At 70.8% G+C, this 13,114-nt stretch carries 11 protein-coding genes; 7 read left to right on the forward strand and 4 right to left on the reverse strand.

Annotated elements, in window-relative coordinates; genetic code table 11:
- Genes ACFVWY_RS09990 through ACFVWY_RS10000 form a run of 3 tightly spaced genes read left to right on the forward strand, consistent with a single transcriptional unit; the run spans position 1 to position 3,402 of the window.
- The gene (locus ACFVWY_RS09990) at positions 1-708 is read left to right on the forward strand and encodes a succinate dehydrogenase (RefSeq protein WP_389869259.1); all 708 of its coding nucleotides are present in this window, start codon (positions 1-3) and stop codon (positions 706-708) included.
- A gap of 1 nt (position 709) precedes the next feature.
- A complete protein-coding gene (locus ACFVWY_RS09995; RefSeq protein ID WP_389869262.1) occupies positions 710-2,659 on the forward strand; it encodes a fumarate reductase/succinate dehydrogenase flavoprotein subunit in 1,950 nt (649 codons plus the stop codon).
- Positions 2,656-3,402, forward strand: a complete 747-nt coding sequence (locus ACFVWY_RS10000; protein ID WP_389869265.1) for a succinate dehydrogenase/fumarate reductase iron-sulfur subunit — start codon at positions 2,656-2,658, stop codon at positions 3,400-3,402. Before ACFVWY_RS09995 ends, ACFVWY_RS10000 begins: the two co-directional genes overlap by 4 nt.
- 73 nt (positions 3,403-3,475) lie before the next feature.
- Here ACFVWY_RS10000 and ACFVWY_RS10005 read toward each other — a convergent pair whose 3' ends face one another.
- The 3 genes from ACFVWY_RS10005 to ACFVWY_RS10015 form a co-directional block, all read right to left on the reverse strand.
- A complete protein-coding gene (locus ACFVWY_RS10005) occupies positions 3,476-5,242 on the reverse strand; it encodes a glycosyl hydrolase family 18 protein (RefSeq protein WP_389869268.1) in 1,767 nt (588 codons plus the stop codon).
- Between the two features lie 238 nt (positions 5,243-5,480).
- Complete coding sequence (locus tag ACFVWY_RS10010) at positions 5,481-7,907, reverse strand: ABC transporter (protein ID WP_389869271.1); 2,427 nt, start codon at positions 7,905-7,907, stop codon at positions 5,481-5,483.
- 118 nt (positions 7,908-8,025) lie between these two features.
- Complete coding sequence (locus ACFVWY_RS10015; RefSeq protein ID WP_389869273.1) at positions 8,026-9,396, reverse strand: polysaccharide pyruvyl transferase family protein; 1,371 nt, start codon at positions 9,394-9,396, stop codon at positions 8,026-8,028.
- A 263-nt stretch (positions 9,397-9,659) separates the two neighbouring features.
- On the opposite strand from ACFVWY_RS10015, the gene ACFVWY_RS10020 reads away from it, so the two are divergent.
- The 3 genes from ACFVWY_RS10020 to ACFVWY_RS10030 all read left to right on the forward strand — a co-directional run bounded on the left by ACFVWY_RS10020 (position 9,660) and on the right by ACFVWY_RS10030 (position 11,214).
- Positions 9,660-10,253, forward strand: a complete 594-nt coding sequence (locus ACFVWY_RS10020) for a hypothetical protein (RefSeq protein ID WP_389869275.1) — start codon at positions 9,660-9,662, stop codon at positions 10,251-10,253.
- A gap of 118 nt (positions 10,254-10,371) precedes the next feature.
- On the forward strand, positions 10,372-10,713 hold the full coding sequence (locus ACFVWY_RS10025; RefSeq protein ID WP_389869276.1) for a hypothetical protein: 342 nt from the start codon (positions 10,372-10,374) through the stop codon (positions 10,711-10,713).
- 12 nt (positions 10,714-10,725) lie between these two features.
- Positions 10,726-11,214 carry a hypothetical protein gene (locus ACFVWY_RS10030; RefSeq protein WP_389869279.1) on the forward strand — a complete coding sequence of 163 codons (489 nt, stop codon included), beginning with the start codon at positions 10,726-10,728 and terminating at the stop codon, positions 11,212-11,214.
- A gap of 58 nt (positions 11,215-11,272) precedes the next feature.
- On the opposite strand, the gene ACFVWY_RS10035 is transcribed toward ACFVWY_RS10030, so the two are convergent.
- Entirely contained in the window at positions 11,273-11,488 is a 216-nt protein-coding gene (locus ACFVWY_RS10035) for a dodecin (protein WP_389869281.1), read from the reverse strand.
- Between the two features lie 204 nt (positions 11,489-11,692).
- On the opposite strand from ACFVWY_RS10035, the gene ACFVWY_RS10040 reads away from it, so the two are divergent.
- Positions 11,693-12,949 (forward strand): extracellular solute-binding protein, encoded by a 1,257-nt coding sequence (locus ACFVWY_RS10040; RefSeq protein WP_389869284.1) that lies wholly within the window; start codon positions 11,693-11,695, stop codon positions 12,947-12,949.
- Positions 12,950-13,114 lie beyond the last annotated feature (165 nt).

Below are 13,114 nucleotides of genomic sequence, written 5' to 3' on the forward strand. Positions count from 1 at the left end.
ATGGCATTGGCAACCCGGACGGACCGACGGCCGTCCATGACGCGTACGCTCTGGGACTCGTCCGTCGGCAAGAAGACGGTCATGGCGGTGAGCGGCCTGATCATGCTGCTCTACCTGGTCGTCCACATGATCGGCAACCTGAAGATCTTCTTCGGTTCCGGCGAGTTCAACCACTACGCGCACTGGCTGCGCACCATGGGCGAGCCCTTCCTGCACTACGAGTGGGCCCTGTGGATCGTCCGGGTGGTGCTGGTGGTGGCCGTGGTGCTGCACGCGGTCTCCGCGTACCAGCTCAGCCGCCGCGACATCCGGGCGCGCCCCACCGCGTACGTGCACCGCAGGCCGCGCGCCGCCTACGCCACCCGCACCATGCGCTGGGGCGGGATCATCCTCGCCCTGTTCATCGTCTGGCACATCCTCGACCTGACGACGGGCACCGCGCACCCCGGCGGCTTCCAGCCCGGTCACCCGTACCAGAACGTCATCGACACCTTCTCCACCTGGTACGGCAACGCCGTCTACATCGCCGCGGTGCTCGCCCTCGGGCTCCACGTCCGGCACGGCCTGTGGAGCGCGGCCCAGACCCTCGGCGCGGGCCGGGCGAGCCGGGACCGGTTCCTCAGGACCCTCGCCAGCACCCTGGCCGCGGTGCTGACCCTGGGCTTCCTCTCCGTACCCATTGCCGTCATGACCGGAGTCGTGAGCTGACATGACCGACTACGCGCACTACGCGACCGGCGCCCCCGTCGCCGACACCAAGGCCCCCGACGGCCCCGTCGCCGAACGCTGGGACACCCGCCGCTTCCAGGCGAAGCTCGTCAACCCCGCCAACCGCCGCAAGCACACCGTGATCGTCGTCGGCACCGGACTCGCCGGCGGCTCGGCCGGTGCCACCCTCGCCGAACAGGGCTACCACGTCGTCCAGTTCTGCTTCCAGGACTCGCCCCGCCGCGCCCACTCGGTCGCCGCCCAGGGCGGCATCAACGCCGCGAAGAACTACCGCAACGACGGCGACTCCGTCCACCGCCTCTTCTACGACACGGTCAAGGGCGGCGACTTCCGCGCCCGGGAGTCCAACGTCCACCGGCTCGCCCAGATCTCCGTGGAGATCATCGACCAGTGCGTCGCCCAGGGCGTCCCCTTCGCCCGCGAGTACGGCGGCCTCCTCGACAACCGCTCCTTCGGCGGCGTCCAGGTCTCCCGTACCTTCTACGCCCGCGGCCAGACCGGACAACAGCTGCTGCTCGGCGCGTACCAGGCCCTGTCCCGGCAGATCGCCGCGGGCAACGTCGAACTGCACGCCCGTACCGAGATGCTCGACCTGATCGTGGTCGACGGCCGGGCGCGGGGCATCGTCGCCCGCGACCTGGTCACCGGGCGGATCGACACCCACTTCGCCGACGCGGTCGTCCTGGCCAGCGGCGGCTACGGCAACGTCTTCTACCTGTCGACCAACGCCATGAACTCCAACGCCACCGCGATCTGGCGGGCCCACCGCCGGGGCGCGTACTTCGCCAACCCCTGCTTCACCCAGATCCACCCCACCTGCATCCCGCGCACCGGCGACCACCAGTCCAAGCTGACGCTGATGAGCGAGTCGCTCCGCAACGACGGACGGATCTGGGTTCCCAGGGCCAAGGGCGACAACCGCCCGGCGGGGGAGATCCCCGAGGAGGAGCGCGACTACTACCTGGAGCGCATCTACCCCTCCTTCGGCAATCTCGTCCCCCGGGACATCGCCTCCCGCGCCGCGAAGAACGTCTGCGACGAGGGCCGCGGCGTCGGCCCCGGCGGACAGGGTGTCTACCTGGACTTCGCCGAGGCGATCGCGCGGATGGGCCGCGACAAGGTTGAGGAGAAGTACGGCAATCTCTTCGACATGTACGCCCGGATCACGGCGGAGAACCCGTACGAGACCCCGATGCGGATCTATCCGGCCGTGCACTACACGATGGGCGGGCTCTGGGTCGACTACGACCTCCAGACCACCGTCCCGGGCCTCTTCGCCATCGGCGAGGCCAACTTCTCCGACCACGGCGCCAACCGGCTCGGCGCCTCCGCGCTGATGCAGGGCCTTGCCGACGGGTACTTCGTCCTCCCCTCGACGATCAACGACTACCTGGCCCGCAACCCGCACCACGACGAGATCGATGCCTCGCACCCCGCCGTCGAGGAGGCCGTCGCCGACACCGAGGACCGGCTCAACCTGCTGCTCGCCGTCGACGGTGACCGCACCCCCGACTCCTTCCACCGCGAGATCGGTGAACTCATGTGGGAGTACTGCGGAATGGCCCGTACCGAGGCCGGACTGCGTACCGCGCTCGCCCGCATCCCGCAGATCCGCGAGGAGTTCTGGCGCCGCATCAAGGTGCCCGGCAGCGGGGCCGAGTTCAACCAGTCGCTGGAGAAGGCCAACCGCATCGTCGACTACCTGGAGCTCGCCGAGCTCATGTGCCTCGACGCGCTGCACCGCGCCGAGTCCTGCGGCGGCCACTTCCGTGAGGAGTCCCAGACCCCCGACGGCGAGGCGGCCCGCCGTGACGAGGAGTTCTCCTACGCCGCCGCCTGGGAGTTCTCCGGCACCGGCGAGGCGCCCGTCCTGCACAGGGAAGAGCTCGCCTTCGAGTACGTCCACCCCACCCAGCGGAGCTACGCATGAAGCTCACCCTGCGCGTCTGGCGCCAGAAGAACGCCGACGCCCCCGGATCCATGTCCACCTACGCGGTGGACGGCATCACGCGGGACATGTCCTTCCTGGAGATGCTCGACACCCTCAACGAGCGGCTCATCCTGGAGGGCGACGACCCCGTCGCCTTCGACCACGACTGCCGCGAGGGCATCTGCGGCGCCTGCAGCCTCGTCATCAACGGCGACGCCCACGGCCCCGAGCGCACCACCACCTGCCAGCTCCACATGCGGTCCTTCGAGGACGGCGACACCATCGACATCGAACCGTGGCGCGCCTCCGCCTTCCCGGTCGTCAAGGACCTGGTCGTGGACCGTTCGGCCTTCGACCGGATCATCCAGGCGGGCGGCTACATCTCCGCCCCGACCGGCACCGCCCCCGAGGCCCACGCCACCCCGGTGCCCAAGCCGGATGCCGACTTCGCCTTCGAGCACGCCGAGTGCATCGGCTGCGGGGCCTGCGTGGCGGCCTGTCCCAACGGCTCGGCGATGCTCTTCACCTCGGCGAAGATCAACCACCTGAACGTCCTGCCGCAGGGCGCCCCGGAACGCGAGACCCGGGTCCTCGACATGGTCGGCCAGATGGACAGCGAGGGCTTCGGCGGCTGCACCCTCACCGGGGAGTGCGCCACCGCCTGTCCCAAGGGCATCCCGCTGCCGTCGATCTCGGCCATGAACAAGGAGTGGCTGCGCGCCACCCGCACGGTGCGCCGCTGACCCGTACGCGCGGATTCCCGGTCCCGGGGGCCGCCCACCCCCGGGACCGGGAAGACTCACCGGCCGTGGCGGATCAGGACGTCACGGAGAGGTCGTCGCCGTGGACCGTGCCCTGTCCGTACCAGCCGTGCAGATAGACGGTCACCTTCCCGGTGGAACCGGTGGTGAACTTCACCGACTGCTTCGCGTAGCCGCTCGACGAACCCCAGACACTCGCGGTCGCGTCGCCGCGCACCCCGAGGTATCCGTAGTCGCCCTGCACCCAGCCGCTCAGCGTGTACGTGGTGCTGGGCGACAGGGTGAGGGTCTGCGCGCACTCGCCGGTCTGCGAGGCGGTGGCCGCCGCGGCGAGCGCGTGCGTACCGCCGTGCACCGGGGTGGAGACGACCGCGCCACCCGTTTCACAGGTCCACGGGCTGAGCGAGCCGCTCTCCAGGTCGCCGTTGACCAGGACCCCGGTGCCGCCGCCCGGTCCCGACACCGTCAGGGTGAAGGACGCGGTGTGGCTCAGCGTGCCGGAGGTGCCGGTCACATCGATCCGGTACGTGCCCGGCGCCGCGGAGGCCGAGGCGGCGACCGTCAGTTTCGCGCTGCCGCCCGCGGTCACCGAGCCGGTGCTGAGCGTCGCGCTCACCCCGGCGGGCGCCCCGCTCGTCGTCAGCGCGACGGTCTTGGCGCTGCCCGAGGTGACCGCGGTGTTCACCGCCGCGGTCACCGAACCGCCGGGAGCCACCGTGGCCGAGCCGGGGGAGAGGGCCACCGAGTAGTCGTCCGTCACCGGACCGCCACCGCCCCGGGTGAACGGTGCGAAGGTGTGGCTGAAGTACCAGGTGTCCTGCGCGATCCCGGAGCAGGTGTCGCTGCCGCCGGTGCCGGGGCAGCCGCCGTTGTCGCGCTGGAGGGCCCAGAACGACAGGGTGCTCAGGCCCTTGGAGACCGCCCAGTTGTAGACGACCGGGGCGTCCGCCGTGGTGAACGTCTCGGCCGGGCCGTAGTCGTCGATGCCGGGCATCTCGATGATGCCGGCCATGCCCCACAGCTGCGCTTCGGTCTTCGACGGATACAGCCCGGCGAGCTGGTCCTTGAGGCCGCTGATCGCCGTCTTGGTGTCCTGCGCCATGTTGTGCGAGGCGCCGTCGTAGTAGTCGAACGTCATGAGGTTCACGACATCGACCCGGGTGCCGTTGGACACCGCGTTCTCCAGCACCGCGAGACCGCTGTCGGCCAGACCGCTCGTGGTGGTGGGCAGGGTGTACGAGATCTGCAGCGGGCGCCCGTTGGCGGCGGCCCAGTCCTGGACCTTCTTGAGGGCCTTGTTGCGGCGGTCGATCCCGGCGTTGTTGTCCAGCGAGTTGTCCTCGATGTCCATGTCGAGGCGGGACACGTCGTAGGTCGTGATGACCTTCTCGTACGCGGCGGCGATCGAGTCGACGCTGGTGCAGCTGTCGGCGATCTCGGTGCCTTCGTTGTCGGCGGTGTACCCCCCGAACGACGGGATCACGTCACCGCCCCGCGACCGCATGGTGGTGAAGTCGGCGCCGAACTCGGACTGGGCGATCGGGGTGCTGGAATCGCCGTTCCAGTAGGGCGTGCAGGAACCGCGGGCCTCGGTCTGGATGAAGGCCATGGTCAGGTACTTGGCGCCGGAGGCCTGCGACAGCGCGGCCGGGCTGTCACCGTTCCACGCCTCGAAGTACGGGGCGAAGACATGGGCCGGCATCGGGGTCGCGGCGGTGGGGGCGGCCTCGGCCCCGGCACCTGCGCCGAGGACCAGTCCGGCGGAGGCGACGGTGGTGGCCAGGACGCTCAGGACTGCGCCGAGTGCTCTTGGACATCGCATGGGGGATGCTCCCAGGGGGGTGAGACGACGGGCGGATCGCACGGCTCGGCCACGCCCGTCGAAGGGCGCGGCCCGTTCCTGTGAAGCCCGGCCGGGGGTCACACGCCGCACGGTGTGGAGCGGCCGTGAGGCATGCCCATAATTGGTCTGGACCAGAACGCGGTCAAGGGTCTTTGCCGTTTCATTCCCCATTGCTTGCCGGATACGGCAACTCGCTCCAGGTGCACGGGAGTTGATGTCAGGGGTGGCGGAGTGCCGCGGCCAGGTACGCCGCCGTGCGGCTGCCGGGCGCCGTCGCCACCTCGGCCGGTGTCCCCGCCGCCACGACCCGGCCGCCCCGGTCTCCGCCGCCGGGACCGAGGTCGATCACCCAGTCGGACCCCGCCACCACGGCCATGTCGTGCTCCACGACCACCACGGTGTCGCCCGCGCCGACGAGGCCGTGCAACTGCCGCATCAGTACCTCGACATCGGCGGGGTGCAGCCCTGTCGTCGGCTCGTCCAGCAGGTACAGCGTGTGGCCCCGGCGGGTGCGCTGGAGTTCGGCCGCCAGCTTGATCCGCTGGGCCTCGCCGCCCGACAGCTCCGTGGCGGGCTGCCCGAGCCGCAGATACCCGAGCCCGACGTCGAGCAGGGTCCGCAGACTGCGCTCGGCGGCCGGTGTGCCCGCGAAGAACCCGGCCGCCGACTCGACCGTCAGGTCCAGCACCTGCGCGATGTCGAGCCCGCGCAGGGTCACCTCCAGCGTCTCCGGGTTGTACCGGGCTCCGTGGCAGTCCGGGCAGGGCGCGTACGTACTGGGCAGGAAGAGGAGTTCCACGGAGACGAAGCCCTCGCCCTGGCAGGTCTCGCACCGCCCGCCCGCCACGTTGAAGGAGAACCGCCCGGCCCGGTAGCCGCGCTCTCGGGCCGTGTCCGTGGCGGCGAACAGCTTCCGCACGACGTCGAAGAGCCCGGTGTACGTGGCCAGGTTGGACCGGGGCGTCCGGCCGATCGGCCGCTGGTCGACCTGGACGAGCCGGTCCACCGCCGACAGCCCCTCGGCCGACGCGCACCAGCGGCTCGCGGGCTCCGTGCCCGGCTCCCCGGTGCCGGCGGACGGCCGCCGGTCGGTGAGCAGCCCGGCCAGCACCTGGCCGGTCAGCGTCGACTTCCCCGATCCCGACACGCCCGTGACGGCGGTGAACACGCCGAGCGGGAAGGCCGCGTCCACTCCGCGGACATTGTGCCGGTCGACCCCGTTCAGCCGCAGCCACCCCGTGGGAGTCCGCACGGCACGCTCCGGTGCGGGCCCCTCGTCGAACAGGAAACGCCGGGTGGCCGACTCCGCCACCTGCGCGAGCCCGGCCGGGGGGCCGCTGTGCAGCACGCGGCCCCCGTGCTCGCCGGCCAGCGGTCCCACATCGACCAGCCAGTCCGCCCGCCGCACCACGTCCATCTGGTGCTCCACCACGAAAACCGTGTTCCCGGCGTCCTTCAGCCGCCCCAGGACCCCCAGCAGCGACGCGGTGTCCGCCGGGTGGAGACCGGCCGACGGCTCGTCCAGTACGTAGACGACCCCGAAGAGGCCCGAGCGGAGCTGGGTGGCCAGCCGCAGCCGTTGCAGCTCGCCGGAGGAGAGCGTCGGGGCCGTCCGGTCGAGGCTGAGATAGCCGAGGCCGAGCTCGGTGACCGTACCGATCCGGGCGAGCAGATCCGCCGTCAGCACCCGCGCCGTGCTGTCGCCGCCCGCCGTGTCCAGCAGCTCCGCGAGCGCGGTCAGCGGCAGCGCGGCCAGCTCCGCGATCGTCCGCCCGGCGAAGGTGACCGCCAGCGCCTGCGGACGCAGCCGGCTGCCGTGGCAGTCCGGGCACGGTGCGGCGGTCAGGAACCGTTCGGCCTTCGCCCGCAGCGTACGGCTCTTGGAGTCCGCGAAGGTGTGCATCACATAGCGGCGGGCGCTCATGTACGTGCCCTGGTAGGGGCGCTGGATGCGTCCCGCCTCGCGCACCGGATGGACCGTCACCACCGGCTGCTCGTCGGTGAAGAGGATCCACTCCCGCTCCGGGGCGGGCAGCTCGCGCCAGGGCCGGTCGACGTCATGTCCCAGCGCGTCCAGTACATCGCGCAGGTTCTTGCCCTGCCAGGCCCCCGGCCAGGCGGCGATCGCCCCCTCGCGGATTGACAGCGAGGGGTCGGGGACCAGCAGTTCCTCGGTGGTGCGGTGGACGAGGCCGAGGCCGTGGCAGGTCGGGCAGGCCCCGGCGGCGGTGTTCGGCGAGAAGGCGTCGGAGTCCAGCCGCCCGGCCCCGGCCGGATAGTCCCCGGCCCGCGAGAACAGCATCCGCAGCGAGTTGGAGAGCGTGGTGACCGTGCCGACGGACGAGCGGGCGCCGGGCGCCGAGCGGCGCTGCTCCAGCGAGACGGCGGGCGGCAGGCCGGTGACCTCGCCGACCGCGGGTGCCCCGACCTGGTGGATCAGCCGCCGTGCGTACGGGGCGACGGACTCGAAGTAGCGGCGCTGGGCCTCCGCGTAGATCGTCCCGAAGGCGAGCGAGGACTTCCCGGAGCCGGAGACGCCGGTGAAGACGGTGAGGGTGTCGCGCGGGATGTCGACCGAGACGTCCTGGAGGTTGTGCTCACGGGCGCCGCGCACCCGGACGTACGGATCGTGGGGTGTGGGCATATGTGTGCAACTCCGTACGGATCGGGGTGACACCGGCGGACCGGGGCAAACACTCCGATAGTAGGTCTTCCGGCAGCCCGGAGCCGGGACCGGCGGACCGGCCCCGGAGACCGTCGGATCAGCGGGAGGGGCGCAGCGCGCGCTTGATGGGCCGTCCCACGACGCTGCGGGCGCGCTGGTACGTCGAGCGCTGAACGGGCACCGCGGCGGCCTTGGCGATCCGGCGCTTCAGCTTGGTGTTCTCGGCGCTCAGATCGGTGAGCTGGGTCTGCAGCCAGTTCAGCCGGGGGGCCAGCTCGGCGGCCTCCGGGCCGGTCCAGGGGCGGACGCCCGGCGGGAAGGCCAGCTTGCTCATCCGGCTCTCGAAGGCCGCGCCGCTGTCGCCGTGGGTGAAGGTGTTCGCCAGGCCGTTCTTGTCGAGGAAGTTGGTGAACCGGTCGAACCGCTCCCGGTGACCGCGCGTCAGCGGCCCGAAGTCGGCCGTCTCGTACAGCTCGGAGGGGTCGAGGTGGGCCGGAGCCTCGGTGAGCATCCGGTGCGGGATGTCGAAGTAGCGGCACAGCTCCAGGGTCCGGGAGTCGCCGCACAGCACGGTGGCGGGCGTCCCGGCCAGCAGTGCGGCGATGTTGCCGTGGATCCGCGAGCCGAAGGAGAAGTCGAAGCCCCGCAGGTCGTCCATCCAGGTGACCGGGTCGATGTAGACGCGGACCTTGTCCTCCGCGTACATCGGGTGGTCGGGGTGGGTGGGGATGTTGGTGACCGCGGCGTTCGGGTGCGACAGGTCGCGCCAGTGCAGCTGGCGGGCGTCGGACAGGTTCTGGCCGATGAACCGCAGGTGCGGGTAGTACGTGTGGGTCCGGCTGATGATCTGCCCGAGCTTGGTCTTGCGCACCGCGTCGTGCGAACCGTTGACGGCGATCCGCGATCCGGCGCCGAGGGCCTGGCCGTCCTCCCGGATGGTGAGCTTCTCGCCGTGCAGGAACATCGACGGGCAGCCGATGACGTCCACGTCACGGAAACCCATGTCCCGCAGGTACCGCTCGGTGAACTCGCCGCGGACCCCGATCGAGGCGCTGTGGTCGAGCACGGCGGAGACGAAGGCGTGGACCGTGGACTGCATCGGCTTCAGCCGGTCCGCGGAGTAGTTGACTCCGGTCTGGGCGCCGACACCCGGGACGACCACCGGGATCTTCAGCTTCGAGATGAGCGTGGTCAGCCGTTTCAGCTGCGGTTCGAAGGACGGCCGGAAGGCGTTGGCCAGCGGGATGACGAAGGCGTCGTACTCGCTGTTGATGCGGTCCGCGTCGGCGACCCTGGTGGCGATGCCGTTGGACACCACCTCCGTGTGTGGCGTCTCAAGGATCTTGTGAGCGGCGTCGCTGAAGATCAGGTTGCCCGCGTTGGTGGCGAACACGTCCTCGTGCAGGGCGCGCTCGACCGGTACCACGTCGTAGGGGCTCTTCCCCGAGCGGAGGAGTATTCGCTTCACTTGGTTTACGTTGGATGCCACAAAGATGAATATAGCTTTACGCTCGTTTTTGGTTCCATGCGCATCGTGTACAACCTTTGCGGTCTTCACGGAACGCGAGCGGGGGATGCCCCCTCCGCGCGCGGGCGGGTGCGCGGGCGGGTACGCGGGGTGTGTGCGGAGGCGCCCGCCGTGGTGCACATACGGACCTCTTGCAGGCCGGACGGCGCCGACCGTACGCCGCCCCGGGCGCGTGGCGCGCCCGCCGGGAGGCGCACGCCGTCATGGCCGGGGCACTGTCCGGGGGCGACGCCCTCGAAGCGGTCGCCCGGCACATCGGCCGCCCAGGACAGGGCTGGCAACTGCGGCGCACCGGCGCCGACATCACCCCGCTCCCGATGCTCGGTCTGCGCGTCGTGCGCTCCGTGGAGACCCGCGCCACCCGGACGGAGACCAGGCCCGGACGGTACGACCCCTCGGGGCTGCCGACGTACGAGGGGGAGCTGGGCGGCCACCCGGCCGGGCCGCCGACGGACCCGGTCCGGCCGCACGAGGTGGAGCTGGTGCTCAGCGGCTTGGTACGGACGGTGGCCTGCGGGGCGCCGGCCGTGCCCGCGCTGCCGGGGAGCGGGGAAACCGGTCTGCCGGACCGGGGCGGGGTGTGCCGCCTGCGAGGGGGAGGAGTCGTGCACCTGGTGCGACGGCACCGGCAAGCGCCGCGGGAACGGAGCCGTGGGCGACGGGGCTGGTGCGCGGACCACCTGCGTGAAGTGCGGCAAGCTCCGGTCGGCCTGCCCGAAGTGCCGTGGCCGGGGCGCCGATCCGTGCCCGCGGTGCGACGGCACGGGCTTGCGGAACTGCCCGGCCTGCGAGGGTGAGGGGGCCACGAAGCACGCCCCGTGCGACGGTACGGGCCCGCTCGCCCGCTGGACCGCCGGATTGGTCGGCCGGGCCCCGCGACACAGCACGGCGAGACTGCCGGACCCCGCGCCGCCGTTGCGCGTCCGGCGGCGGACCGGGAGCGGCGGCACCTGGGAGCGGGCCACCCTGACCTCGGCGCGGGCACCGCTCCCCGGGACGCTGGACCCGGAGCACGTGAAGGCGGTCCGTGCGGCCCTGGCGGCCCGGCCGGGCGAGGCCGCCAGGCGCGCCGAGCTTGAGTGGCTGCCCCTGGTGTCGGTGGCGATAGCGGACGACCCCGGCCACGTCTTCTGCGTCTTCCCCGGACAGGGCGGCCCGGAGGTGCTCCCGGTCTGGTCCCGGCGCCGGTCGTTGCGGGCCGCCGCGGTGGCGGCCGGAGCGTTCGCCCTGGTCCTTCTGGTGGCCGTGCTGGTCTGATGGGATGGGGGAGTGAAGAGCGACCCGCGGCCTCTGGCCGTATTCGATGTGGACGGCACGCTCGCGGACAGCGGCCACCGTCAGCACTACCTGGAGGGCCCGCGGCGCGACTGGGACGGCTTCTTCGCGGCGGCCGTCGATGACCCGCCGCTGGCCGAAGGGGTGCGGCTGGCGCTGAGCAGCGCCGAGGAGTGCGAGGTCAGATACCTCACCGGGCGGCCCGAGCGGTGCCGCCGGGACACCCTGGCCTGGCTGGCCGCGCACGGGCTGCCCGACGGGCGGGTGTACATGCGCGGCAACGACGACCGCCGACCGGCCCGGCGGACCAAGCTGGAGATCCTGCGCCGGCTGGGCCGGGAGCGTGAGGTGCGGATGCTGGTCGACGACGACGAACTCGTCTGCGACGCGGCCGAACGGGCCGGATTCTCCGTGGTGCGGGCCCGCTGGGCGACGTCGTCCGAGGCGCTCCGGGACGCCCAGGAGCGGGAGGGCCGTACCTGACCCGGCGCGACCCGCCGTGGCCTGCCGGGAAGGGACGGGCCGGGACGGGCCGGGCGGGTCAGCTGGTCTCGTCGAGCCGGAACCCGACCTTCAGGCCCACCTGGTAGTGCTCGATCCGGCCGTCCCTGATCTCGCCGCGCACCTGAGTGATCTCGAACCAGTCGAGATTGTGCAACGTTTCCGAAGCTCTTGCGACGCCTCGGCGGATGGCGTCATCGACCCCTTCATGGGAGGTTCCCACGATTTCGGTGACCCGATAGGTGTGGTTTGACATCTTATGTCTCCTCTCGTCCTTATCACGGTGCCCCATCCGGCCCGACTCCGCGAGGGGTCGGCGAGTGAAACAACCGATGAACGCCGCTTGACCAAATCAATGGTCCATACCAAAATCCAGCCACGCCCGTGCGAGCGCCGCCCGCAGTCCCCCACACCGGGTTCCTGAATCCAGTCGTTATTTGTTCAGCAGAAGGTGAACCTGGTGAAGAACCGCATACTCGTCGGTGCCGTCGCGCTCGTTTCCTCCTTTGCGCTGGGAGGCTGTGGAGTGGGATGGGGATCGGGTGCTTCTGACGGCGGGAAAGTCACTGTCTGGCTGATGAAGGACAGTGTTTCCGCCGATTTCCTCAAGCGTTTCACCGCGGACTTCGAGAAGGAACACCCCTCCATCGAGCTGGAGTTCAAGTTCCAGAGCTGGAGCGGAATCGGTCCGAAGGTCATTCGCGCCCTGAAGGGTAAGGACACCCCCGACGTCATCGAGGTCGGAAACACCCAGGTCGCCCAGTACGCGGAGAGCGGCGGTCTGCGCGATCTGACCCTGGAGGCGGTGAGGGACCTCGGCAGCGAGGACTGGCTCCCGGGCCTCGCCGATCCGGGCAGCGTCAACGGCCTGCAGTACGGCATTCCCTGGTATGCGGCCAACCGTGTGGTGATCTACAACAAGGAGATCTTCGAGCGCGCCGGAATCAAGAACCCGCCGAAGACCCGGGCCGAGTGGATCGCCGACACCCGGCTGCTGAACGAGGACGGAAACCAGGGAATCTATCTCGCGGGCCAGAACTGGTACGTACTCGCCGGATTCATCTGGGACGAGGGCGGTGAACTGGCCGTGGACGAGGGCGGTGTGTGGAAGGGAGCCCTGGACAGTCCCGCGGCGCTCCGCGGTATGAAGTTCTACAAGGAACTCCAGGGACTCGGCGACGGGCCCAAGGATGCTGACGAGGAAAAGCCCCCGCAGTCCGACGTGTTCGCCGAGGGTAATGTCGCGCAGATCATTTCGGTGCCCGGCAGCGTGGCGCAGATCCTGAAGCGGAATCCTGAACTCAAGGGCAAGCTGGGCTACTTCCCCATTCCGGGAAAGAGTGCGAAGGCGCCCGGCACCGTCTTCACCGGCGGCTCCGACCTCATCGTTCCGGAGAAGGCGGACCGGCGCGCCGAGGGCATCGAGGTGGTCAAGGCGCTGGCGGGCCGGAAGTGGCAGGAGGAGCTCGCCCGGACCATGAGCTACGTGCCCAACAAGCCCGGCCTCGCGAGTGTCGTGACGGGCCAGGCGGGCACGGCGGCGATGGCCAAGGGCGCCGTCCAGGGCCGGGCGACCCCCAACTCCCCGCAGTGGGCCGACGTCGAGGCCGACAACCCGATCAAGCCGTACATGACGGCGGTGCTGGAGGGCGGCGACCCGGCGCGCGAGGCGCGGAACGCCTCGTCGAAGATCACCGCCAAGCTCTCCGCGGACTGACCCGCACCGCCCGGCGGTGGCTCCGGGGGGCCGCTTCTGGCCACCCCCGGGATTCAGGCGTCCCACATGTCGGCGCTCCCGGGCGGTCATGTCGAATCAAGCCGGTCACGGAAGAAGTAAGGGGCCGGGCCGTCGCACCCCGTGCGGCGGCCCGGCAGCCGCCCT

Origin of the sequence: Streptomyces sp. NPDC058195 (assembly GCF_042883525.1) — a bacterium.
Taxonomy (GTDB): Bacteria; Actinomycetota; Actinomycetes; order Streptomycetales; family Streptomycetaceae; genus Streptomyces.